Annotated in this window: 25 protein-coding genes; 14 read left to right on the top strand and 11 right to left on the bottom strand. The window is 70.9% G+C overall.

The annotated features are described in order from the left end of the window. Window positions 1–27: 27 nt before the first annotated feature. The gene (locus H9622_RS04555) at window positions 28–663 is read left to right on the top strand and encodes a TrmH family RNA methyltransferase (RefSeq protein WP_191764654.1); all 636 of its coding nucleotides are present in this window, start codon (window positions 28–30) and stop codon (window positions 661–663) included. A 23-nt stretch (window positions 664–686) separates the two neighbouring features. Here H9622_RS04555 and H9622_RS04550 read toward each other — a convergent pair whose 3' ends face one another. Further along, on the bottom strand, window positions 687–2,012 hold the full coding sequence (locus H9622_RS04550; RefSeq protein WP_404802847.1) for an MATE family efflux transporter: 1,326 nt from the start codon (window positions 2,010–2,012) through the stop codon (window positions 687–689). 114 nt (window positions 2,013–2,126) lie between these two features. On the opposite strand from H9622_RS04550, the gene H9622_RS04545 reads away from it, so the two are divergent. Together H9622_RS04545 and H9622_RS04540 are read left to right on the top strand one after the other, a co-directional pair. Beyond that, window positions 2,127–4,091 carry a M13 family metallopeptidase gene (locus H9622_RS04545; RefSeq protein ID WP_191764652.1) on the top strand — a complete coding sequence of 655 codons (1,965 nt, stop codon included), beginning with the start codon at window positions 2,127–2,129 and terminating at the stop codon, window positions 4,089–4,091. A gap of 67 nt (window positions 4,092–4,158) precedes the next feature. Further along, entirely contained in the window at window positions 4,159–5,076 is a 918-nt protein-coding gene (locus H9622_RS04540) for a serine hydrolase (protein WP_318247026.1), read from the top strand. Window positions 5,077–5,113: 37 nt separating this feature from the next. On the opposite strand, the gene H9622_RS04535 is transcribed toward H9622_RS04540, so the two are convergent. From H9622_RS04535 to H9622_RS04525, 3 genes are all read right to left on the bottom strand, one after another. Next, window positions 5,114–6,157 carry a glutathione synthetase gene (locus tag H9622_RS04535; RefSeq protein ID WP_191764650.1) on the bottom strand — a complete coding sequence of 348 codons (1,044 nt, stop codon included), beginning with the start codon at window positions 6,155–6,157 and terminating at the stop codon, window positions 5,114–5,116. 87 nt (window positions 6,158–6,244) lie between these two features. Further along, entirely contained in the window at window positions 6,245–7,453 is a 1,209-nt protein-coding gene (locus tag H9622_RS04530; protein WP_191764648.1) for a flavohemoglobin expression-modulating QEGLA motif protein, read from the bottom strand. Continuing rightward, the gene (locus H9622_RS04525) at window positions 7,450–8,253 is read right to left on the bottom strand and encodes an N-formylglutamate amidohydrolase (protein ID WP_191764646.1); all 804 of its coding nucleotides are present in this window, start codon (window positions 8,251–8,253) and stop codon (window positions 7,450–7,452) included. The genes H9622_RS04530 and H9622_RS04525 overlap by 4 nt, the downstream gene beginning before the upstream one ends. Before the next feature lie 113 nt (window positions 8,254–8,366). Between H9622_RS04525 and H9622_RS04520 the strand changes: the two genes are divergently transcribed. The 3 genes from H9622_RS04520 to H9622_RS04510 all read left to right on the top strand — a co-directional run bounded on the left by H9622_RS04520 (window position 8,367) and on the right by H9622_RS04510 (window position 10,342). Next, entirely contained in the window at window positions 8,367–8,594 is a 228-nt protein-coding gene (locus H9622_RS04520; protein WP_191764644.1) for an RNA-binding S4 domain-containing protein, read from the top strand. 120 nt (window positions 8,595–8,714) lie between these two features. Continuing rightward, complete coding sequence (locus H9622_RS04515) at window positions 8,715–9,101, top strand: YciI family protein (protein WP_191764642.1); 387 nt, start codon at window positions 8,715–8,717, stop codon at window positions 9,099–9,101. 8 nt (window positions 9,102–9,109) lie between these two features. After that, window positions 9,110–10,342: an RNA polymerase sigma factor gene (locus H9622_RS04510; RefSeq protein ID WP_318247025.1), complete on the top strand. Its 1,233-nt coding sequence runs from the start codon at window positions 9,110–9,112 to the stop codon at window positions 10,340–10,342. Between the two features lie 20 nt (window positions 10,343–10,362). Here H9622_RS04510 and H9622_RS04505 read toward each other — a convergent pair whose 3' ends face one another. From H9622_RS04505 to H9622_RS04490, 4 genes are all read right to left on the bottom strand, one after another. Then, entirely contained in the window at window positions 10,363–10,947 is a 585-nt protein-coding gene (locus H9622_RS04505) for a GNAT family N-acetyltransferase (protein WP_191764637.1), read from the bottom strand. A 72-nt stretch (window positions 10,948–11,019) separates the two neighbouring features. Continuing rightward, window positions 11,020–11,577 (bottom strand): small multidrug efflux protein, encoded by a 558-nt coding sequence (locus tag H9622_RS04500; protein ID WP_191764635.1) that lies wholly within the window; start codon window positions 11,575–11,577, stop codon window positions 11,020–11,022. A gap of 103 nt (window positions 11,578–11,680) precedes the next feature. Further along, a complete protein-coding gene (locus tag H9622_RS04495; RefSeq protein WP_191764633.1) occupies window positions 11,681–12,433 on the bottom strand; it encodes a helix-turn-helix domain-containing protein in 753 nt (250 codons plus the stop codon). A 59-nt stretch (window positions 12,434–12,492) separates the two neighbouring features. Beyond that, complete coding sequence (locus H9622_RS04490) at window positions 12,493–13,161, bottom strand: VOC family protein (protein ID WP_191764631.1); 669 nt, start codon at window positions 13,159–13,161, stop codon at window positions 12,493–12,495. A gap of 100 nt (window positions 13,162–13,261) precedes the next feature. On the opposite strand from H9622_RS04490, the gene arr reads away from it, so the two are divergent. Next, window positions 13,262–13,672 carry an NAD(+)--rifampin ADP-ribosyltransferase gene (gene arr / locus H9622_RS04485; RefSeq protein WP_191764629.1) on the top strand — a complete coding sequence of 137 codons (411 nt, stop codon included), beginning with the start codon at window positions 13,262–13,264 and terminating at the stop codon, window positions 13,670–13,672. 9 nt (window positions 13,673–13,681) lie between these two features. On the opposite strand, the gene H9622_RS04480 is transcribed toward arr, so the two are convergent. From H9622_RS04480 to H9622_RS04470, 3 genes are all read right to left on the bottom strand, one after another. Beyond that, window positions 13,682–13,888: a hypothetical protein gene (locus H9622_RS04480; RefSeq protein ID WP_191764627.1), complete on the bottom strand. Its 207-nt coding sequence runs from the start codon at window positions 13,886–13,888 to the stop codon at window positions 13,682–13,684. Window positions 13,889–13,949: 61 nt separating this feature from the next. Then, window positions 13,950–14,342: a hypothetical protein gene (locus H9622_RS04475; protein ID WP_191764624.1), complete on the bottom strand. Its 393-nt coding sequence runs from the start codon at window positions 14,340–14,342 to the stop codon at window positions 13,950–13,952. Next, the gene (locus tag H9622_RS04470; protein ID WP_191764622.1) at window positions 14,339–15,079 is read right to left on the bottom strand and encodes a CDP-alcohol phosphatidyltransferase family protein; all 741 of its coding nucleotides are present in this window, start codon (window positions 15,077–15,079) and stop codon (window positions 14,339–14,341) included. Before H9622_RS04470 ends, H9622_RS04475 begins: the two co-directional genes overlap by 4 nt. Window positions 15,080–15,168: 89 nt before the next feature. Here H9622_RS04470 and H9622_RS04465 point away from each other — a divergent pair, with 89 nt between their 5' ends. The 7 genes from H9622_RS04465 to H9622_RS04435 are packed head-to-tail and all read left to right on the top strand — an operon-like array spanning window position 15,169 to window position 21,650. Further along, window positions 15,169–16,143, top strand: a complete 975-nt coding sequence (locus H9622_RS04465; RefSeq protein WP_191764620.1) for a zinc-dependent alcohol dehydrogenase — start codon at window positions 15,169–15,171, stop codon at window positions 16,141–16,143. Next, complete coding sequence (locus H9622_RS04460; RefSeq protein WP_191764618.1) at window positions 16,140–16,535, top strand: 6-pyruvoyl trahydropterin synthase family protein; 396 nt, start codon at window positions 16,140–16,142, stop codon at window positions 16,533–16,535. The genes H9622_RS04465 and H9622_RS04460 overlap by 4 nt, the downstream gene beginning before the upstream one ends. Continuing rightward, a complete protein-coding gene (locus tag H9622_RS04455; protein ID WP_191764616.1) occupies window positions 16,532–17,563 on the top strand; it encodes a glycosyltransferase family 4 protein in 1,032 nt (343 codons plus the stop codon). Before H9622_RS04460 ends, H9622_RS04455 begins: the two co-directional genes overlap by 4 nt. Beyond that, window positions 17,560–18,369: a methyltransferase domain-containing protein gene (locus H9622_RS04450; protein ID WP_191764615.1), complete on the top strand. Its 810-nt coding sequence runs from the start codon at window positions 17,560–17,562 to the stop codon at window positions 18,367–18,369. Before H9622_RS04455 ends, H9622_RS04450 begins: the two co-directional genes overlap by 4 nt. Beyond that, window positions 18,366–19,328, top strand: coding sequence for a lysylphosphatidylglycerol synthase domain-containing protein (locus H9622_RS04445; RefSeq protein WP_225221721.1), 963 nt, complete (start codon window positions 18,366–18,368; stop codon window positions 19,326–19,328). Before H9622_RS04450 ends, H9622_RS04445 begins: the two co-directional genes overlap by 4 nt. After that, complete coding sequence (locus H9622_RS04440; RefSeq protein WP_191764611.1) at window positions 19,325–20,020, top strand: RibD family protein; 696 nt, start codon at window positions 19,325–19,327, stop codon at window positions 20,018–20,020. The genes H9622_RS04445 and H9622_RS04440 overlap by 4 nt, the downstream gene beginning before the upstream one ends. Beyond that, the gene (locus H9622_RS04435; protein ID WP_191764609.1) at window positions 20,004–21,650 is read left to right on the top strand and encodes an alkaline phosphatase family protein; all 1,647 of its coding nucleotides are present in this window, start codon (window positions 20,004–20,006) and stop codon (window positions 21,648–21,650) included. The genes H9622_RS04440 and H9622_RS04435 overlap by 17 nt, the downstream gene beginning before the upstream one ends. Window positions 21,651–21,655: the final 5 nt, after the last annotated feature.

The following is a 21,655-nucleotide window of genomic DNA, read 5'->3' as shown; positions in this document are numbered from 1 at the left end:
GGGGGACACGGCGGATAGCCTGAGCCGGTGACCGCCCCCGACGACGCCCCCGAGCCGACGCTGCCGGTCGGGGTCGGGCCGTGGCCCGGCGGGCCGGCGGCGTGGCCCGACGACCCGCGCTACGACCCCGAGCTGCTCGCCCAGGGCGATGCCCGCAACGTGGTCGACGCGTACCGCTACTGGACCATGGACGCGATCGTGGCCGACCTCGATCAGCGCCGGCACGGCTTCCACGTCGCGATCGAGAACTGGCAGCACGACATGAACATCGGATCGATCGTGCGCAGCGCGAACGCGTTCCTCGCCGCCGAGGTGCACATCGTCGGCCGGCGCCGCTGGAACCGGCGCGGGGCGATGGTCACCGACCGGTACCAGCACGTGCGTCACCACGAGAGCGTGGCGGCGTTCACGGAGTGGGCGGATGCCGCATCCCTCCCGGTGATCGCCATCGACAACGTCGACGGATCGGTGCCGCTCGACCGCGCCGACCTGCCGGAGCGCTGCGTGCTGCTGTTCGGACAGGAGGGGCCGGGGCTGTCGCCCGAGGCGGTGGCCGCGGCATCCGCCGTCATCGAGATCACCCAGTACGGGTCCACCCGGTCGATCAACGCCAGCGCGGCGGGGGCCGTGGTCATGTACGAGTGGTGCCGCCGCTGGGCGTGAGCCGCGGCTGAGCGCGTGCGCGGTCAGGCGGGGATCGTCATCCAGGTCGTGCCGCGCACCCTCCAGCCGAGCGTGGCGAGGCGGGCCAGCATGTACACGCCGAAGAACGCGACCGACAGCCACGCGAGGCCCGCGGCGCCGTGCGGCTGGAGCATCCCGATGATGACGAGCGCGGGAACGTACGGCACGAGGTTGAGCACACCGGCGAGGGCGAGGTACCGCGCGTCGCCCGCGCCGATGAGCACGCCGTCGAGCACGAAGACGACGCCGCAGATCGGCTGCGCCACGGCGAGCACGATCAACGCGGGCTGAACGAGCGCGGCGACCTGCGGGTCACCGGTGAAGAGCAGTCCGATCACGCCCGAGAACGCCGCGATGACGCCGCCCACGATGAGGCCGAACCAGGCGCCCCATGCCAGTGTGCGGCCGAGCACGCGCTTCACCATCGGACGGTCGCCCGCACCGAGGCCCTTGCCGATGAGCGCCTGTGCGGCGATCGCCAGTGCGTCGAGCGCGAACGCGGCGGTCGAGAAGATCGTGAACGCGACCTGCCATCCGGCCAGCTCGCCGGTGCCGAGCGCTGTCGCGACCGCGACCGTCGCGAGGAGGGCGACGCGCAGGGACACCGTGCGCAGGAACAGCCAGCCGCCGGAGCGCGCCGACCCGCGCACCCCTTCGCGATGAGGGCGCACGGATGCCGCGTGCCGACGCGCGAGCCGGGCGATGACGACCACGTACGCCGCGACCATGCCCCACTGCGCGAGGACGGTGCCCACCGCAGACCCGGCGATGCCCCAGCCGACGCCGTAGATGAACAGCCAGTTGAGCAGGGCGTTGGCGGCGAACCCGATGCCGGCGATCCACAGCGGCGTCACGGTGTCCTGCATGCCGCGCAGCAGACCGGTCGCGGCGAACACGATGAGCATGGCCGGGAGGCCCCACATCGAGATGCCGAGGTAGGTCTCGGCCTGCTCCGACACGAGAGGCGTCGCGCCGAACAGCCCGACGAGGAAGGGCGTCGCGACATAGCCGATCAGGGCGAGCACGCCGCCGATGCCGAGCGCGAGCCACATGCCGTCGATGCCGACCGAGACGGCGCGCGACGGGTCGCCGGCGCCGAACCGCCGCGCGACAGCCGGCGTCGTCGAGTACGCCAGGAACACCATCAGCCCGACGATCGTCTGCAGCACCGCCGATGCGATGCCGAGGCCCGCGAGCGGCGTGATCCCGAGGTGTCCCACCAGGGCGGAGTCGACGATGAGGAACAGGGGCTCGGCCACGAGTGCGCCCAGCGCGGGGACCGCGAGCCGCAGGATGTCGCGGTTCAGCGTGTCGGGCAGGCTCGTCACCCCTCGAGCCTAGGTGCGCCCGGCGACGCCGGCCGGTCATCACAATGCGGTCACAGCCCGGATTGGTTCTGTGAACAACTCTCCCTGGGGGCGGGGACGCATATTGTGGAACGCATGACCGACGCCCCCCGATCCGGTCTCGCGCTCGACGAGCTCAGCGCTGAGATCCGCCCGCAGGACGACCTCTTCCGCCACGTCAACGGCGCGTGGCTCGAACGCACCGAGATCCCTGAAGACAAGGCCCGCTGGGGCTCGTTCCACCTCATCGCCGAACAGGCCGAGAAAGACGTCCACGCGATCGTCGAGGAGTCGCAGAAGGCCGAGTCGGGAACCGAGGCGCGCAAGATCGGCGACCTCTACACGAGCTTCATGGACACCGAGCGCATCGCCGCCCTCGGCGCCGCTCCTCTCGCGGACCAGCTCGGGCGGGTCGACGAGATCGACTCGATCGCCTCGTTCCTGCGCACCGTGGGCGAGCTCGAGCGCGACGGGGTCGCGGGTGTCCTGCACCTCTACATCGAGCCCGACCCCGGCAACCCGCAGCGCTACGTGCCGTTCATCATCCAGGGTGGCCTGTCGCTGCCCGACGAGAGCTACTACCGCCTCGAGAACTTCGAGGCGACGCGCGTCGCGTTCCGCGCGCACGTGCAGAAGATGCTCGAGCTGGCCGGTGTTGCCGAGGCCGCGGCATCCGCCGATCGCATCTTCGCGCTCGAGACGGAGCTCGCCACCCACCACTGGGACAACGTGCGCAGCCGCGACGCGGTCGCCACGTACAACCTGAAGCCGTGGGCCGACGTGCAGACGCTCGCCGGTGTCGACCTGGCGCCGTGGCTCGAGGGGATCGCCCCGGCGCACCCCGACGCGTTCGCCGAAGTCAACGTGTACCAGCCGAGCTTCGTCGAGGGCCTCGGCGCCCTCCTCACCGAGGAGCGGCTCGACGACTGGAAGGCGTGGCTGCGCTGGTCGATCGTGCACGGCTCGGCGGCATTCCTGTCCGACGAGTTCGTCGACGAGAACTTCGCGTTCTACGGCACCCAGCTCACCGGCGTGCCTGTCAACCGCGAGCGGTGGAAGCGCGGTGTCGCGCTCGCCGAGGCCGCGCTCGGTGAGGCGATCGGACGCGTCTACGTCGAGCGGCACTTCCCGCCGGCGTCGAAGACCGCGATGGACGAGCTGGTCGCCAACCTCATCGAGGCGTACCGCCAGTCGATCACCGACCTGGAGTGGATGACGCCCGAGACCCGTGAGCGGGCGCTCGCGAAGCTCGACGCGTTCACGCCCAAGATCGGCTACCCGGTGAAGTGGAAGGACTACTCGTCGCTCGAGATCGACGCGTCCGACCTCGTCGGCAATGTGCGCCGTGCGCACGTGTGGGAGCATGACCGCCAGCTCGCGAAGGTCGGCCAGCCGATCGACCGCGACGAGTGGTACATGACGCCGCAGACGGTCAACGCGTACTACAACCCGCTGATGAACGAGATCGTCTTCCCGGCGGCGATCCTGCAGTTCCCGTTCTTCGAGTCGGACCGCGACGCCGCGGCGAACTACGGCGGCATCGGCGCGGTCATCGGCCACGAGATCGGCCACGGCTTCGACGATCAGGGCAGCCGCTTCGACGGCGACGGGTCGCTGCGCGACTGGTGGACCGACGACGACCGTGCGGCGTTCGAGGAGCGCACGAAGAGCCTCATCGCGCAGTACGACGAGCTCACGCCCGAGGGCCTCGACGGCGACCACAGGGTCAACGGCTCGCTCACGATCGGCGAGAACATCGGCGATCTGGGCGGCCTCGGCATCGCGCTCAAGGCGTACGAGATCTCGCTCGGCGGCGAGGAGGCGCCCGTGATCGACGGGTACACCGGTGTTCAGCGTCTGCTGCTGAGCTGGGGCCAGATCTGGCAGCAGAAGGCGCGGGATGCCGAGAGCATCCGCCTGCTGACGATCGACCCGCACTCCCCGAACGAGTTCCGCTGCAACCAGATCGTGCGCAACATCGACGCGTTCTACGACGCGTTCGGCGTGACCGAATCCGACGCCCTGTGGCTCGATGAGGATCAGCGCGTCACGATCTGGTGAGATGTACCCGTGCGCGTCCTGGGGACGCGTGCTCACCCGCCCGAATCCACTGGAAGGAAACCCACCCGTGGGCACTGAGCCCAGAAGGGATGCCGAGTCGCTGCGGGGGTCGCGACGGAGCACCAGCAGAAGACCGCCGAGGAGGGCGGCGGTCGGACGCCGATCATTCACGTCGACGCTGAAGGCGCTCGACGACCTCGCCGCATCCGGCGCCAAGATCTCGGTGCGCATCACCGACCTCGACCGGGGCGGGTCGGTGCTCGCAGGCGACGACTTCGTCACCCTGCCGGTGGCGGGTCTCGGGGTGGTTCCGCTGCTCATCGAGGTGGCCGCCGGCTTCGAGGCCGGCACGCTCGATCCGCTCGAGATCATCGACCGCTCGTACGTCGAGCCGGTCACGGTCGGCGGCGTCTGGCAGCACCTGAAGGCGCCGGCGCTGCCGCTGTCCGACCTCGCGGTGCTGACGGCGTCGACGGGCGACGCGCTCGCCGCCAACGCGCTGCTGGCGCGGGTGGGCATCTCGGCGGTGCGTGCGCGCATCGAGCGGATGGGCCTGTCGCGGTCCGCCCTGCTCGACCGCTTCCGCGACATGCGCGGCCCCGACGACGCTCCGCATTTCGCGCTGGGGTCGGCGCGCGAGCTCGCCGAGGTCTTCGCCGCGCTGGTCAACTCTCAGGTCGTGTCGGCGAGCGTGAGCGCGCAGGTCGCCGAGTGGCTGAGTCTGAACCACGACCTGTCGCTCGTGGCGTCGGCGACGGGGCTCGACCCGTTCTCGCACGAGAACGACGAGCACGGGCTGCTCTTCATCAACAAGACGGGGCGGGATGCCGGCATCCGCGTGGAAGCGGGAGTGCTGGCCGGTCCGCGCGCCGGTGTCTCGTACGCGTTGATCGTGTGCTTCGACGACCTGTCGATCTACCACCGCATGCGGGCGCACGAGGCGTTCCGCACCCTGGGCGTCGAACTGATGGAGTACGTGTTCTGAACAGGTGCGGGGGCCGGCATGCCGGTGGCTCGCCGCGTCACATGGTCGCGAGCTGGATGTTCAAGAGCTCCGAGCCGTAGTGCTCGCGGATCGCGAGCTTGCGCTCGAGATCGTCGACGACTGCGGCGGCGAAGTCCACCCCGTAGAGCGCCGCGCACGAGCCGAGACCGCCCGGCGAGAAGACGTTGACCTCCATGAGCTTGTCGCCGACGATGTCGAGGCCGACGAGGAAGAGTCCGTCGGCCATGAGCTTCGGCCGCACCGCTTCGACCAGCCGCAGCATCTCGTCGGTGACCTTGACGGCCTCGGCCTTCCCGCCCGCCGACATGTTCGATCGCACGTCGGTCTCGCCCGGGCGGCGGCGGAAAGCGGCGTACGCGCCGTCGACCTCGAGTGCCTGGCCGTTCATGACGAACATGCGCACGTCGCCGTCGGTCGCCGCAGGCAGGTACTCCTGTGCGACGACGTAGCCGTCCCGCGAGATCGCCTCGACGATCTGGGTGATGTTGGGCTCCTCCTTCATGTTCACCAGGAACACACCGGAGCCGCCGGACCCCTGCAGAGGCTTGAGCACGGCGCGACCGCCGAGCTCGTCGATGAACTCGCGCACCCGGTCCTCGTCGCGGCTGATCATCGTGCGGGGCCGCACCGCCTCGGGGAAGTACTGGAAGTACGCCTTGGACATCGCCTCGGCCAGGGAACGCGGCTCGTTCACCACCAGCACGCCGTTCTCGGCGAGCATCCGGCCGAACGCGAGTCCCGCCGTGTTCGTCCATGGACTCTCCAACGCGTCGGTGGCCGGGTCCGCGCGCAGCATGGCCACATCCAGGTCGTCGATGCCCACTCGGGTGCGCGTCGCGCTCTGCACGTCTTCGAGGTAGCGCTCGAGCGAGCGGTACGCCTTGTTGTGCTCAGGTGTGGCGACGTACGCCCACAGCGAGCCGTCCGGCTCGTAGCCGAAGTCGCGCTGCCCGAGGAGGAACACCTCGTGGCCCAGCTTGGTGGCGGCCATCGCCAGCCGGGTCGTGGTGTACTCCGGCTTCTCGGTGGCGATGTCGTTCACGACGAAACCGATCTTCATTGTTCTCCCCCTCTTCGACGGCGCTCGATGGCGAGGCCGTGTGTATGGATCGTGATCGGCGGGGTGGCACCGTCGTCACGCTGGACATTACGCGTTGACCAGGGTGAGCAGGTCGTCTGCTCGGGCGGCATCCCGCAGTCGGTCGCCGGCCGCGGGGTCGGCGAGGTAGCGAGGCGTGATCTTCGCGGGAACCAGGAGCCCGCGCTGGGCGAGGTCTTCGACGAGCGGAAGGTCCTCCAGGGAGAACTTCCCCAGGAACAGGAGGTCGAGCGAACCGCCGCCCGCCACGTGCTCCAGGAGCGCGAGTAGCCCGCGCAGGTAGATCGCGTCTTTCGTGAAGCCGCCGGCGCGGTACACACGCATGGCGACCGTGTACGCGCTGCCGGCCGGCAGGCCGTAGCCGGTGAGCACGCGGTGCGTCTCGACGAAGCTCGCGCCGCCGACCATCGAGTGAACGGCGACGACCCGGGCGGCGAGTTGACGGAGCCGAGCGACGGTGAGACCGCCGCACGCGATCTCGGCGAGCACCGCCAGGCCCTCCTGCGTCTCGTCGTAGTGGGCGAGGCCTGAGCCCATCATGCGGATCGGCTGTGCCGAGCCGTTCACCTGGGTGACGAGGTGGGTTCCCACCTCGTGCTGAAGGAGCGCGTTGACGCGCGCGCCGGCGACCGAGGCGTTGTGCGAGATGAGGAGCGTGTCGCCCTCCACGAGGACGCCCGACACGTCGTCGCGGATCTCCGCGTGGATGCCGACGTCGGGGTCGATCGACCGGTAGTGGTCGATCTCCGCCTCGGCTGCGGCGAGAAAGGCCGCGGCATCGACCGAGTCGTACTCCAGCCGTCCGCGCGGAAGGCGCTCCAGGAGGTCCTCCGCACGCTGCACGAGGGCCGGCAGCACCGGGCCGTACTGGGCGATCGAGAGCTGCAGGAAGTCGGCGGTGTCGCGTGCACGCAGCATCTCCACCCGCAGGATCATTTCGCGGTGCCGGTTCGCGAGCAGCGTGGCGAGCGTTGCGTCCGTCACCGAGTCCAGCGGAATCGCGGCCACCTGGGCGTCGAGCACGTCGGGATCCACGTCGAGCTCGCGGTACTCGAACACCGGGTCGGTCCGCGGATCGGCGAGGAACGTTGCCCGGACCTCATCGGCGTTCACAGGCGTCATCTCGAGGAGGAATCGCACCGTGCCTGCCAGGGAGGCCATGGCGTGATCCGCGGCGAGGTCGGCGGGCGAGAACGCCCCCGACTCGATCGCGCTCGTCTCCGGTCCGACGGCCTCGCTCAGGTGGTCTGGCGTCATACGCTCACCAGATGGCGGAGGGATGCCTCCACCGCCGGCACCGTCTCCGCCAGAGCGCGCGCGAGCTCGTCCACGCGGCCGAAATCGGCCTCGCCGGTCCACTCGTCCATGAAGGTCTTCTTGAACTCGAGTGCGAGCACCACAGCTCGGCCGGGGTAGCGGGCATGCGTCCACGCGGCGAGCTGACGGCCGCGGAAGCGCACGTTCTCGCGGACATCGAGAGGGCCGGTCGAGGTGTGCGCTCCGTGAAGGGCGTCTATGAAGACATCCACGACGCCGCCGAACCGATCGCGATCCAGCGAGCCGGTGCCGACGTTGACCTCGGGGTTCTCTCCGGCCGGTGCCGGGTCGGCGTCGGCGCCGTCACGCCGGTGGTTGTAGGAGTGGACGTCGAACACGACGAACGGCCCTCGAGCGGCCACCTCGTCGAGGCGTCTGCCGAGTTCGGCGTAGAAGGAGTCGTAGACGTCGAGCGACCCGGCGACGAGGTCGTCCGCCAGGGGCGGGTCCTGCAGGATCTCGAGCCCCCAGGCGTCTTCCGAGGAGCGGTAGACGGCCTCGTCACGGGCGCGGTTGAGATCGACCTCGAACCGTGACCGGTTCACGACGACGCGGGCGGGGATGAGCGCGCCGATCCGGTCGGTGTGCGGGTCCTCCTCACGCAGCCGATCGGGCTCGGGCAGGGCGAACTCCGCGGCGAGATCCGGCCGCACGTCGTGGCCGTTGTGGATCGCGGTCGCCACGAACTGGCCGTCCCACTGGCCGAGGAACTCGAACGGGGGTCGCTCCGTGTGGGTCATGGGTTCCAGTGTCACCGCGTGGCTGGCGGGGTCACAAGCGCTTGACAGAAGCGGCGGACGTGGGCCAGAGGGGGCGCGGACGTCGGCCGGTGCGCGTCGGTTAGCATTCCGACATGACCAATCCGGCCCCGATCGACGACGTCTCGATCGGCGGCGACGGCATTCGCCTGGGGCAGTTCCTGAAGTTCGCCGGGGTGCTCGACTCGGGCGGCGACGTCAAAGAAGCCATCATCGACGGCTTCGTGACCGTGAACGGCGAGGTAGACCGCCGCCGGGGGCGCCAGCTGCAGGTCGGAGACGTCGTCGGCTTCGAGGGGCGCAGGCTGCGCGTCCGCCCGTGAATCTTCGGGATGGTGTCCTATTCGAGCATCGCCGTTCGTAGATGAGGTGAGCGGGCCCCATCCGGGCCACCGCGACCGAGAGTCCACGACCGGCTCTCGTCCCGACGAAAGGACACGACAGTGCCGAAGTACCTGATCGCATTCAACGACGAGTGGGTCCCCGAACACACCGCCGACGAGCTGCACAGCAAGAGCGAGGCCTCACGTGTGGTGACGGACGACATGAAGGCCGCCGGTGTCTATCTCTTCGCCGAAGGCGGGATCGATGCCTCGACAGCGGTCTTCCACGTGGTGAACAAGGACGGCACGGCGTTCTTCACCGATGGGCCGTTCGTCGAATCGAAGGAGCACCTCGGCGGATTCACCGTCGTCGAGGTGGCCGACGATGACGCGGCGCGCTACTGGGCCGGACGCCTCGCCGTCGCGCTCGAATGGCCGCAGGAAGTGCACCGCTTCCCCTCCGGCATGACCGAGATCGTCGAACGCCACGCGTCCGACGGCGGGTGACACCGCGCGTGGTCGGCGACGCCGTCGCCCGCGCTCACGGGGAGGAGTGGGCGCGGCTGGTGGCGGGCCTCGCCCGTCGCTTCGGCGATCTTGACATCGCCGAGGACGCAGCGGCCGAGGCGTTCGTCGCCGCCGTGGAGCGATGGCCGCGCGACGGTGTGCCTCCCAACCCCGGTGCATGGCTCACCACGACCGCGACGCGGAAGGCGATCGACCGGCTGCGTCGTGAGTCCCATCGCGACGACAAGCATCGGGCGGCTCACATGCTCTCGGATGACACTCCCCCCGACCCGACTGGAGCGGTGGAGGACGACCGGCTCCGGCTGGTATTCATCTGCTGCCACCCTGCCCTCGCCCTGGAGGCGCGCGTCGCGCTGACGCTGCGCCTGCTGGGCGGGCTCACGGTGCCGCAGATCGCCCACGCCTTCCTCGTGCCCGAGACCACGATGGCCCGGCGGATCACCCGGGCGAAGGCGAAGATCAGGGCGGCCCGGGTTCCGTACCGTGTGCCGTCGCCGTCGGACCTTCGAGAGCGGCTCGACGGGGTGCTCACCGTGATCTACCTCATCTTCAACGAGGGCTACCTCGCCTCCGCCGGCGACGAGCCCGTGCGTGCCGAGCTGACCGAGGAGGCGGTCATGCTGGGCCGTCTCCTGCACGCCCTCCTCCCCGAGGAGGGCGAGGCGGCGGGCCTCCTCGCCCTGATGCTCCTCACCGACGCCCGGCGGCGCGCACGCGTGTCGCAGTCCGGCGAACTGGTGACCCTCGACGAACAGGTCCGCGGCGCGTGGAACCGGGAGCTGATCGTCGAGGGCCAGTCACTCGTGCGCACCCGCATCGCCGCAGTGGCCGCGGGCGCGGATCCGCCGGGCCGGTATCAGCTGCTCGCGGCGATCAACGCGGTGCACACGGATGCCCCGACCGCGCGCGACACCGACTGGTCGCAGGTCCTCGCCCTCTATGACCGGCTCGCCAGGGTCGACCCGTCGCCGATCGTGCGCCTCAACCGAGCGATCGCGGTGGCCGAGGTGGACGGCGCCGACGTCGCCCTCGCCGAGATCGACCGACTCGGCGGTGCGCTCGACGGGTACCACGCGTACCACGCCGCACGCGCCGACCTGCTGAGACGGATCGGGCGGAGCAGCGAGTCACGCGTCGCGTACGACCGAGCCCTCGACTTGGCCGGGAACCCCGCCGAGCGGGCCTACCTCACGCGCCGCCGCGACCAGCTCGCCAGGTGACGCGGGGTCCTGGTCGCGGGTCACCCGGAGGGCGGAACCGTGATCCGCATGACGGTCTTGCTCTTGCCGATGTGCCGCTCGAACGTGAAGCCCGCCTTCTCGAACATCGCCCGCGTGCCGTTGTGGAGGAAGGACGACGAGGTCCGCTTGCCCGGGACCAGCTCGTTCGGGAACGAGACGACCTCCCCGCCGCCTGCCTGCGAGATCAGGTGCAGCGCGCCGTCGAGGGCCTCGCGGGCGACCCCGGCGCGGCGGTGGTCGCGGTCCACGAAGAAGCACGTGATGCGCCACGGTGCCGGTCTGGTCTCGCCCGCGTCGTACTGCTTGCGGTGATAGATGCCCGGCAGCTCTTCGGGACTGCCGTACTCGCACCACGCGATCGCGTCGTCGCCGTCGAAGACCAGCGCGGCATGCGCGACGCCCTCCTCGACCAGGCGCCGCTTGAACGTCGGGCCGTCGTACTCGGCCTTGACCGTCTGGTCGGTGTCGCCGTGGAAGTACGAGCAGTAGCACCCACCCCACACCCCGTTGTGCTTCTGCGCGAGCGCCAGCCACGCGGGGTAGGTCTGGGGGGTGAGTGCCTTGATCACGTGCGAAGTCGCCACGTCATCCGCCCTTCTCTCGCGCCGGTGGGCTCAGTCTGCCGACCCCCGGCGACGCTCGCCAGGACCTCGCACTCAGATCGAGACGACGAGCTGGAGTGCGAGCCAGACCGAGATCGTGCCGACCGTCGTCCACAGGGCGATCGCGACGCCCTGCCACAGCAGCACCCAGGACCGGGACGTGCCGCCGGCGATGAGGATCGCGGCGGTGAACTGCGTGGGGATGGCGAGCGGGCCGAGGATGCTGGCTCCGGGAACGCCGAAGCGGTCGAGCCACCTCTTGAAGCGCAAGCGGCCCTTCGACTCGGGCTTGGCAGGCGGGGCCGCCATGGTGGCCACGGTCCCGCCGCCACCCACGGCGGCGACGGCGTGCGCGCTCTGGCGACTGAGGACGGCCGAACGGGCGCGTGAGCTGAGCAGCACCACGATCAGCACGCTCAGGAAGTTGCCGACTGCAGCCGCGATCGCGGCGACGATCGGGAGGATGCCGCCGACGACGCCGATGATGGCCGCACCCTCGCCTTCGATGAAGGGGACTGCGCCGGCGAGCAGGACGATGAAAGGCTGGACGAGTTCGGGCACCTGGGCCACCAGGTTCTGGAAGTTGAGGACGAGCTCCTCGATGGGGTTCACGGAACGACTCCTTGCTGAGATGGATGCCGGGGTCTGTCCCCGACGGATGCTCAGTAGAAGCCGTGTTCTCAGAACATGGTCAAACGCTGTGAGAAATGTGCGCTCAGGTGTCGTCTTCGCCCTCGTCCGCACCGTCGCGAAGCTGCGCGTGGGCGAGGATGCTGGCACGGGCGATGACGTCGCGCTGCGCAGGGTTGTACAGCTCCACCATCGCCTCGATGACGGTCTCTTTGGTGACGAGCGGACTCCTCGACAGGTGCGACTCCGGATCCGCGATCCAGGGGTAGTCGGTCATGATCTGCGCGATGATCGGCGCGAGCCGCTCGGCGAGCATCACGCGGCTCGCTTCGTCCGCGTCCGCGGGGAGCGCAGCGATCTCCGCGCCGAGAACGTCGTCATCGCCGTCGACCATCGCTCGCAGATCGGCGAGTGCGTCGTCGTCGTACAGCTTCCTGTAGATGTGGATGATCGAGCTGTCGGCCTCGGACAGTCGCGAGGCCACCGCCTCGAAGCCGGCGGGCGTATCGGCCGGCGCGCCGTCGCGCAGGATGACCGCGATGTCGGCGCGTGCCTGCTGGAGTCGTTCGATGGTCGCCGCGAGGTCCGCGTCGATCTCGCGGAGCGCATCGGGCGTGCCGTCTTCGCCCGCCGAGACGGTGCCGATCTGCGACAGCGGCACACCGAGGTCGGTCAGCCGGCGGATGCGCAGCAGCCGCACCAGGTGGCGCACCTCGTACTGCTTGTAGCCGTTGTCCTCGCGCTCGGGCACCTCGAGCAGTCCCAGCCGGTGATAGTGCCGGATGGTGTTCACCGTCGTCCCCGCCAGTTTGGCGAGCTCTCGCGTGCTCCAGGCCACGACCACTCCTCGAATGCCCCACCGTACCGGCGTCTGCCGGCGAGGGCGACCGATCAGGATCAGTCGTACGTGTCGGTCCAGGCGGCGATGTCGACGCCGTGGTTGTCGGGCGACGCGAGCGACCACCACGCGGGTGCGTGCGAGTCGTCGGCCAGCCGTCCCCCGGCTGCGAGGGCGGCGTCCACTCTGGCTTGCGCCTGGTCGGCCGGTACGAACACGTCGAAGTGCGTCCGCCCGCGGCTGGGTGTGTCGCCGGTGATCGGGTTGAACGCGAGCTGCGGTCCGCGGCGCAACGGGTCGACGGCATCCGTGTCACCGAGCTCTTCATAGCCCAGCGCGGCGGTGAAGAACCGGCGCGCGTCGACCTGCGAGTGCTGTGCGACGTAGATGCCGACCGACTGCACGCGCGACGGGTCGGCCGTCAGCGAGAGATCGGCGGCGGCCTCGGACACCGCGGCCGCGAAACCGGTCGCTGCTGCGGGAATGCCCTCGTCGCCGAACGCGACGCGCACCACCACGCCTTCGGGACGCACGTCGATGTCGGGCAGCACGCCGAATCGTTCTGCCGCGGCGACGATCGGGGCGACGAAGCGCGCCGAATGCGCCAGCGAGGTGGCGGTGAAGACGGCCTGCGGACCGGACCCGGTGACGCGCCAGTCGGTGACGCCTGGCGCCCGGTGGAACTCGGCGGCGGAGATCGACTCCGGTCGTGCGCTCGCCTCATCCATGAGAACTCCTCCCACCTCGTGCGGCCCCACGGTACTCCGAGGCACGGACGTTCCGGGAGGCCCCCTTGAACCCTTCGCCCGCGTCCCGCAGGCTGGCTCGATGACCGAACCGCTCGACGAAGGCCCGTTCTTCCACGGGACGAAGGCTGACCTGCACGTCGGCGATCTGCTGACCCCGGGCTTCCGCTCGAACTATCGGCCGGAAGTGGTGATGAACCACATCTATTTCACGGCTCTGCCGGACGGCGCCGGGCTGGCGGCGGAGCTCGCGCCCGGCGACGCGGCCCCTCGCGTGTACATCGTCGAGCCGATCGGCGAGTTCGAGAACGACCCGAACGTCACCGACAAGAAGTTCCCCGGCAACCCGACCCGGTCCTACCGGAGCAGCGCGCCGCTCCGGGTGACCGGCGAGACCGACGCCTGGACGCGGCTGACGCCCGAAGCCCTCCAGCAGTGGCACGAACGCCTCGCCGTCCTGCGCGCCGACGAGCGGGGCGAGATCATCAACTGACGCCGCGCGTCAGGGGCGATGTGCCGTCCGCTCGTTCCCGCGCTTGTAGTTGCCCGTCACCCGCGCCATCACGTGCTGCGGGTCGCCGCGCTGGACGTCGACGAGGAACTTGGCTGCCGCGGCGTTCCGCAGGGTCGTCGCGGGTCGTCCGTGGTGACGGATCTCGACGACGTCGCCACGGACGGTGAACTCGAAACCAGAGGGAGCGCCCGCCACACCCCGAGCATGCCCTATCCGTCGCCGGGTCGGGCGGTCGGCTCGCGCCGACCACCGCCCGTCACTCCCGCGGCTTGCGGAACACGGCGACCGTCGTCGCCGCGAGCACCACGATCCCGATCGACTCGACGATCACGGTCTCCGGCACCAGCATGAAGTCCCACGTCTCGGTGATGCCGAACAGCCCGACCGTCAGCGCCAGAAGCAGCGCGCCGAGCGTCGCGATCATGAACAGCAGGCTGAGCACCGTCGCGAGCTGAAGAAGCCGCCCGCGCAGTGCGACCATGGCGATCGCGAGCACGAGCGCGGCGATCGCGTTGAGCACGAACATCACGCCGAGGATGCCGCCGACGCCGTTGAAGACGAGGTACAGATGGATTCCTCCGGCGGCGAGGAGGAAGACCGCGCTCAAGATGCGGAGAGCCCACAGGCCCCGTCGGGTGCCTTCGTTCATGCGTCCACTCCATTCCTTCGATGACCCGCCTCTGCGCGGGTGGTGGCGGCCGGCCGCCGAGCGACCAGCCACAGCACGTCGCGTCCGAACGACTCGAGCAGCAGCGCGAGCGCGAGGGCGACCAGTGCGGTTCCTGCCCAGAACGGGAGGAGATCGGATGCCGCGACCGTCAGTGCCACGCCCGCGTACGCCGTGACGACCTTGCGCCAGTAGCGCGGCGGCAGAGTCGTCCGCATCCAGGGCAGCAGCCAGCCTGCGACGACGAAGGCGTACCTCAGCAGCCCGATCGCGAGCACCCACCAGCCCAGCAGCTGCGAGACGTACACGCTGAGGACCAGCAGGAGGAAGGCGTCCACCTCCATGTCGAACTGCGCCCCGAGCTCGGTCTCGCTGTGCGTGCGGCGCGCGAGCCAGCCGTCCACGGCATCCAGCACCAGCGCGATGCTCGCCACCACGATGAGCAGAGGCAGTGAGACCGGCGCCGAGAACGACGTCACGACGAGCGCGGTCACCAGGGCCACCAGGGTCGAGCGACTCGCCGTCGCCCAGTTCCCCCATCCGAAGGCCGACATCCCGCGTGTCTGCAACCCCCTGGCGAGCAGAGCGTTCGAGGCGACAAGGTAGAGGAGCCCGGCGGTCCATCCGGCTGCCGTGAGCGGGGAGACGAGCGTGACGGCGAACAGGCCGAGGACCCCCGCCGCCATCGACGAGAGCGGAGCGAGATGAACCTTCGGCATAGGGAGCTCCGTTCCTCCGTCATGGATACCACCGGTTACACGTATCGGGGGAGTGCCTCGGTTCAATCGACCCGGGCGCGAGGGTGACGATGGCGACGGCTTTCTGGGTGGAGGCGCCCGCCTCGGGGGCGCTGCGCGAGGAGCTGGTGGCTGACGCGCAGCCCGGTGAAGTGCGCGTCCGCACGCTGTACACGGGCGTCAGTCGCGGTACGGAGTCGCTGGTGTTCCGCGGTGAAGTGCCCGAGACCGAGCGGGAGCGCATGCGTGCCCCGTTCCAGCAGGGCGACTTCCCCGGGCCGGTCAAGTACGGCTATCTCAACGTCGGCACGATCGAGCAGGGTCCGGAGCATCTGCGGGGGCGGACGGTGTTCGCCCTCTACCCGCACCAGTCGTCCTACGTCGTGCCGGAGCGGTCGATCGCGGTCGTGCCAGACGGTGTCCCGCCGCGTCGCGCGGTGCTCGCGGGTGCGGTCGAGACCGCGGTGAACATCTTGTGGGATGCCGCGCCCCTGGTCGGCGATCGGCTCATGATCGTCGGCGCGGGCATGATCGGATGCGCGCTCGCGCGGGTGGCATGCGGCATCCCGGGTCTCACGGTCACGGTCGTCGACGTCGATCGCGGGAAGGCGGATGTGTGCGGGCGGCTGGGCGTGACCTACGCCCACCCCGGCGCGGCTCCGGTCGACCAGGACGTCGTGATCGACACGAGCGGTTCGGGTGACGGCCTGCAGCTGGCGATCGAGAGCGCCGCGACAGAGGGCCAGATCATCGAGGCGAGCTGGTTCGGTGATCGCTCGGTCACCCTGCAGCTCGGCGGCGACTTCCATTCCCGTCGGCTGACGATCCGCTCCAGCCAGGTCGGGATGGTCTCGCCGCGCCGGCGCGGCACGCGTTCGACCGCCGACCGCCTGGAACTCGCCCTGCGCCTGCTGCAGGACCCGGGGTTCGACCACCTGCTCACCGGCGAGTCGTCGTGGCGCGATCTTCCCGCCGTCATGGCGCGGATCGCCGCCGGCTCGTCGCCCGGGCTCTGTCACACGATCGACTGGAGGGACTCCGCATGACCTACTCGCTGACCGTCCGTGACCACATGATGATCGCCCACAGTCTGGCGGGCGAGGTGTTCGGCCCGGCCCAGCGCCTGCATGGCGCCACGTATGTCGTCGACGCGGCCTTTCGCACGGCCGAGCTCGACGCGGACGGCCTGGTGGTCGACATCGGGCGTGCGACCGACGCGCTGCGCGGCATCCTGTCGACGCTGTCGTATCGCAATCTCGACGACGAGCCCGAGTTCGCGGGGGTCAACACCACGACCGAGCGTCTGTGCAAGGTCGTGGCCGATCGGCTCGTGGCGGCCGTCCGGGCTGGCGAGCTGGGCGGAGGAACGGTCTCTGCGATCGAGGTCACGCTGCGCGAGTCGCACGTCGCCTGGGCGACGTACGAGGTGACGCTGTGACCGCAGTCCCGCCTGTCGTGTGGTTCGTCGTCCCCGACGGGGTCGACGATCCGGAGCGGGTGAGCGGCGGCAACGTCTTCGACCGGCGCGTCGAGGTGGAGTTGCGGCGGCTGGGATGGGTCGTGCGCCTGGTGAGGGTCGAGCCCGACGCGCCCGGCGACCCATTCGACGGCGTGCCGGACGATGCTCTCGTGCTGCTGGACGGGCTCGTCGCGATCAGCGCCCCGGCTGCGGTGGAGTCCGCCGCCCGTCGGCTGCGGGTCGCGGTGCTCGTGCACATGGTGGCCGACGCGTTCGAGGACGCCGACCCCCGCATGGTCGAGGGGGAGCGCGCGTCCCTGTCGCACGCGCATCGCGTGATCGCGACGAGTGAGTGGGCGCGCGACGAGCTCGTCGGGCGGTGTCTCAGCCCGGCCGATCGCATCGTGGTGGCGACTCCCGGTGCCGATGCGGCGACGCCGACGGCGGGCACCTCGGCCGGCGGCTCGCTGCTCTGCGTCGGTGTGGTCGCTCCTCACAAGGGGCAGGACACGCTGATCGAGGCGCTCGCCGGGCTCGCCGCCGATCCGACGTGGTCGTGCACGATCGCGGGTTCGGTCAGCGCCGACCGGAGCTTCGCGGCGAAGCTGGAGACGGATGCCGCGCGCGCGGGCCTGTCGGAGCGGATCACCTGGACGGGCGTCCTGCGCCCCGAGGACCTCGACGCCGCGTACGCACGCGCGGATGTGCTGATCGCCCCCTCGCGCACCGAGAGCTACGGCATCGCCGTCGGCGACGCGCTGCGGCGCGGCATCCCGGTCATCGCCTCCCGCGTCGGAGGTCTTCCGGAGGCCGCGCGGCCCGAGGATGCGGCGATCCTGGTGCCACCCGGCGATCCGACGGCGCTCGGCTTCGCGCTTCGGCGCTGGATCGAGGATCCGGGGCTGCGCGCGCGCCTGTCGGCCGCGGCGCGGCGCTCCGCCCCCGACCGCCCGTCGTGGCGCGAGACCGCGCGCACGATCGGCCAGACGCTGGCGGGGCTGACGTGAGCGTCGTCATCCCGGTGTCCGCCGACTGGCTGACGCTGCGAGAGCGAGCCGACGCGGCGTCGCGTTCCCGCGCGCTGGCGACGAGGGCGGCTCGGATGCTGCGCCCCCCGTTCACCGTGCACGACCTCGGCAGCGGCACGGGGTCGATGGTGCGCTGGCTCGCACCGCTCCTTCCGGGGCCGCAGACGTGGGTGCTGCACGACTGGAACCCCGCGCTCCTCGAGCACGCCGCACGGGCGGACGCCCACGACGCCGACGGCGGGCCGATCACGATGCGCACCCGCGTGGGCGAACTCGAGCACCTGCGCGCGGCCGACGTCGAGGGCGCGTCGCTCGTGACGGCATCCGCCCTGCTGGACGTGCTCGCCGCGGATGAGGTCGAGGCCATCGTCGACGCGTGCGTCGCCGTCGGCACGCCGGCGCTGTTCGGCCTCTCGGTGAACGGGCGGGTGGAGCTCGACCCGCTCGACCCCGGCGACCGCGTGTTCGAGGCGGCGTTCAACGACCATCAGCGCCGTGTGGTGGAGGGGCGACGCCTGCTCGGACCGGATGCCGTCCTCGTCACGGCCGACCTGTTCCGGTCGCGCGGCTGGTCGGTGAGGGTCGCCGACTCGCCGTGGACGCTGTCCAGCGCGGACGGTGCGCTCGTCGCGGAATGGCTGGACGGCTGGCTCGCCGCCGCCGTCGCGGAGCGCCCCGCACTGCAAGAGTGGGCCGACGAGTACAGCCGGAGCCGCTCCGCCCAGCTCGCCGCCGGACGACTGCGCGTCGTCGTGCACCACGAGGATCTGCTGGCGTGGCCATGACCGTGGTCACCCACCCGGAGACGAGCTCCACTGCAGCCCGAGCGGCGCGGTGGGGACCGTGGATCCGTGCCGCGATCGGCGTCGCGATCCTGGCGGCGATCGTCGCCGCAGTCGGGGCGGAGCCGTTCGTCCGGGGTCTCACGGCGGTGTCGCCCGCCGCGATCGGAGCGGCCGTCGTGCTCGCGGCAGCCGCGACCGCGGCCGCCGCGTGGCGGTGGCGCATCCTGGCCGGCCGCATGGGACTGAGGCTGGGGTGGGTCGAGTCGATCGGCGCCTACTACCGTTCGCAGTTCCTCAACACTGTGCTGCCGGGCGGGGTCGTGGGCGACGTGCACCGAGCCGTGGTGCACGGGCGCAGCGTCGATCAGGTGGCCCAGGCGGCGCGTGCAGTCGCCGCGGAACGGACGGCGGGGCAGGCGGTGCAGCTCGTGCTGGCCGTCGGGGTGCTGGCGGCGATCGGGTTCTCGGCCTACAGTCCGGCCATGACCGTGCTGCTGGTCTCGGTGGTGCTCGCGGTCGTGGCGCTCGCGATCGCCGCGGCGAATCGCCGCGCACGGTCCGCGCTGAGGCGCGAATGGGCGATCCTGCGCGGAGCCTTCGCGACGCCCGGCGCCGTCCTCGGCGTCGTGGCAGCGTCGACCGTCGTCGTGGTCGCGCATGTCGCGACCTTCCTCGTCGCCTGCGCCGCCGTGGGCATCGAGGCGCCCGCCGAACGCATCGGCGCCGCGGCCGTGGTGGCCGTGCTCGCGTCGTCCATCCCGCTGAGCATCGGCGGATGGGGGCCGAGGGAGGGCGCGGCGGCGTGGGCGTTCGGCGCCGTGGGACTCGGGGCCGCTGCCGGGCTGACGGCCGCAACCGCGTACGGCGTGCTCGCCATGATCGCCCTCGCGCCCGGCGCCGCGGTCGTCGCGGTCTCCCTCGTGCGCCGCCGCCGCCGGGCTCAGGAGGCGGTGTCATGAGCCGGCCGTACGTGACCCTGAGCTGCGCCATGTCGATCGACGGCTATCTCGACACCGAGACGCCGCAGCGCCTCGCGATGTCCAACGCCGAGGACTTCGACCGCGTCGACCAGCTGCGCGCCGCCAGCGATGCGATCATGGTCGGCGCGTCGACGGTGCGCCGCGACGACTGCCGGCTGCTGGTGCGCAGCGAGGAGCGACGTCAGCGGCGGCTGGACGCCGGGCTCACGGCCTCGCCGGTGAAGGTCACCGTCACGGCGAGCGGTGAGCTCTCGGCCGGCTCCGCGTTCTTCACCGCCGGAGATGTGGAGAAGATCGTCTACTGTCCGCGATCGGAGGGCGAGCGGATCACGCGCACGCTCGGCGGGGCCGCGACCGTTGTGGTGCTCGGCGACACGGTGGCGATGCGCGACGTGGTCGCCGACCTCGGCGATCGCGGCATCGAGAAGCTGATGGTCGAGGGCGGCGGGCGCATGCACACGCAGTTCCTCGTCGAGGAGATCGCCGACGAGTTGCAGCTCGTGATCGCGCCGTTCTTCGTGGGGGAGTCGCTCGCACCGCGGTTCGTCGGCGCGGGGAGCTTCCCGTGGACGGCGCACCGGCGCGCCCGGCTCGCCGAGGCACGGCAGATCGCCGACGTGGTGCTGCTGCGCTACGCGCTTTCGGACCGGTTCGATGGCGGCGGGGCGTGACCTCGGCGCCGGTGCGGCCGGCGGAGGGTTCCGCAGCGCCGCGCTGACGATCCTCGCGTGCGCGACGCTGCTCGTCGCCCCGCTGATCCCCGGTGCGCTCGGCGACGAAGGCCCGGGAGCGCTGCTGGCGGTGCCCGTCGAGTCGATCGCCGTCGTGGTCGTGCTGGCCGCCGTCCCGCATCGGCTCGCGCGGCGGGCCGTCGCAGGCGTCTACGCCGCCATCGTCGTGGTGGCGATCGTCGTGGCCGCTCTCGACCTCGCCTACGAATCGACGATCGATCGCCCGTTCAGCCTCGCCGAGGACGGCGGGTCGCTCGTTTCGGCGTACGGGGTCGTGTCGGACGCGATGGGTCCGGTCGGGGCGGCGTCGGTCGTCGCGCTGATCCTGGCGATCGCGACGCTCGTCGGATGGGGTCTCGCCGCCGCCGCGCTGCGGGTCGGGACGCTCGTCGCGCACCACGGTCGCCGGGGCCGGGGCGTGGTCGCCGCCGTGGCGGCGACCTGGATCGTGTGCTCTCTCGCGGGCGCCCAGCTCGTGCCGGGGGCGCCGGTGGCGGCATCCCGAACCGGTGAAGCGCTGGTCGAGTCTTCGTCCCGCGCCGTCACCAGCGTGCGCGAGCAGGAGGCGTTCGAGCGCGCGCTCGCCGCCGACTCGCTCGATCCTGCGGCGTCGGGCGACCTGCTGGCGGCGCTCGCCGGCAAAGACGTCGTGATCGCGTTCGTCGAGAGCTACGGCCGCGTCGCGGTGGAGCCGTCGGGGTTCACCGCGCCCATCGAGCGCGTGCTCCGCGAGGGCGACGCGATGCTCGCTCGACGCGGGTATGCGGCGCGCAGCGCGTTCCTGACCTCGCCCACCTTCGGCGGAGTGAGCTGGCTCGCACACGCCACGCTGCAGAGCGGCGTGTGGGTCGACACGCAGACGAAGTACGCGCGACTGATGACGGAGGACCGGATGACGCTCAGCAGCGCCTTCGGGGGTGCGGGGTGGCGCACGCTGGCGGTGGTGCCGTCGAACGACCGCGAGTGGGAGGAGGGTGAGGCGTTCTACGGGTTCGACGCGGTACTCGACGCCCGGAACCTCGGCTACCGCGGCCCATCGTTCGGGTACGCGAGGATGCCCGACCAGTACACGTGGCAGGCCTTCCACGCGCGCGCCCTCTCCGGCGACGACGGACCCGTCATGGCGGAGGTCGACCTCGTCTCGTCGCACACCCCGTGGACCCCGCTGCCGGAGATCGTGCCGTGGTCGCAGCTCGGCGACGGCCGCGTCTTCGCATCGCAGCCGGAGGAGGGCGAGTCCGCTGTCGCCGTGTGGGGCGATCCCCAGCGCGTGCGGCAGCTCTACGCGGACTCGGTCGCGTACTCGCTCGAGGCGACGTTCTCGTACCTCGCGACGTTCGATCAGTCCGATCTCGTGCTCATCGTGGTCGGCGACCACCAGCCGTCGCGCATCGTCAGCGGCGACGACGCGAACAGCGACGTTCCGGTGACGATCATCGCTCAGGATCCCGCCGTGTTCGAGCACATCGAGTCCTGGGGGTGGGACGACGGCGCGCGCCCATCAGCTACCGCGCCGGTCTGGCGCATGGACGCCTTCCGAGACCGCTTCATCGACGCCTTCAGCCCCTAGGCCGT

Origin of the sequence: Microbacterium gallinarum, assembly GCF_014837165.1 — a bacterium.
Classification (GTDB): Bacteria; Actinomycetota; Actinomycetes; order Actinomycetales; family Microbacteriaceae; genus Microbacterium; species Microbacterium gallinarum.
This window is presented reverse-complemented; position numbering and strand designations above follow the sequence as displayed.

Coding starts and splice junctions, on each gene's coding strand:
- H9622_RS04545 (WP_191764652.1), top strand. CDS start 2,127: ATGACCGACGCCCCCCGATCCGGTCTCGCGCTCGACGAGCTCAGCGCT.
- H9622_RS04535 (WP_191764650.1), bottom strand. CDS start 6,157: ATGAAGATCGGTTTCGTCGTGAACGACATCGCCACCGAGAAGCCGGAG.
- H9622_RS04530 (WP_191764648.1), bottom strand. CDS start 7,453: ATGACGCCAGACCACCTGAGCGAGGCCGTCGGACCGGAGACGAGCGCG.
- H9622_RS04525 (WP_191764646.1), bottom strand. CDS start 8,253: ATGACCCACACGGAGCGACCCCCGTTCGAGTTCCTCGGCCAGTGGGAC.
- H9622_RS04520 (WP_191764644.1), top strand. CDS start 8,367: ATGACCAATCCGGCCCCGATCGACGACGTCTCGATCGGCGGCGACGGC.
- H9622_RS04490 (WP_191764631.1), bottom strand. CDS start 13,161: ATGGATGAGGCGAGCGCACGACCGGAGTCGATCTCCGCCGCCGAGTTC.
- arr (WP_191764629.1), top strand. CDS start 13,262: ATGACCGAACCGCTCGACGAAGGCCCGTTCTTCCACGGGACGAAGGCT.
- H9622_RS04475 (WP_191764624.1), bottom strand. CDS start 14,342: ATGAACGAAGGCACCCGACGGGGCCTGTGGGCTCTCCGCATCTTGAGC.
- H9622_RS04470 (WP_191764622.1), bottom strand. CDS start 15,079: ATGCCGAAGGTTCATCTCGCTCCGCTCTCGTCGATGGCGGCGGGGGTC.
- H9622_RS04465 (WP_191764620.1), top strand. CDS start 15,169: ATGGCGACGGCTTTCTGGGTGGAGGCGCCCGCCTCGGGGGCGCTGCGC.
- H9622_RS04460 (WP_191764618.1), top strand. CDS start 16,140: ATGACCTACTCGCTGACCGTCCGTGACCACATGATGATCGCCCACAGT.
- H9622_RS04445 (WP_225221721.1), top strand. CDS start 18,366: ATGACCGTGGTCACCCACCCGGAGACGAGCTCCACTGCAGCCCGAGCG.
- H9622_RS04440 (WP_191764611.1), top strand. CDS start 19,325: ATGAGCCGGCCGTACGTGACCCTGAGCTGCGCCATGTCGATCGACGGC.
- H9622_RS04435 (WP_191764609.1), top strand. CDS start 20,004: ATGGCGGCGGGGCGTGACCTCGGCGCCGGTGCGGCCGGCGGAGGGTTC.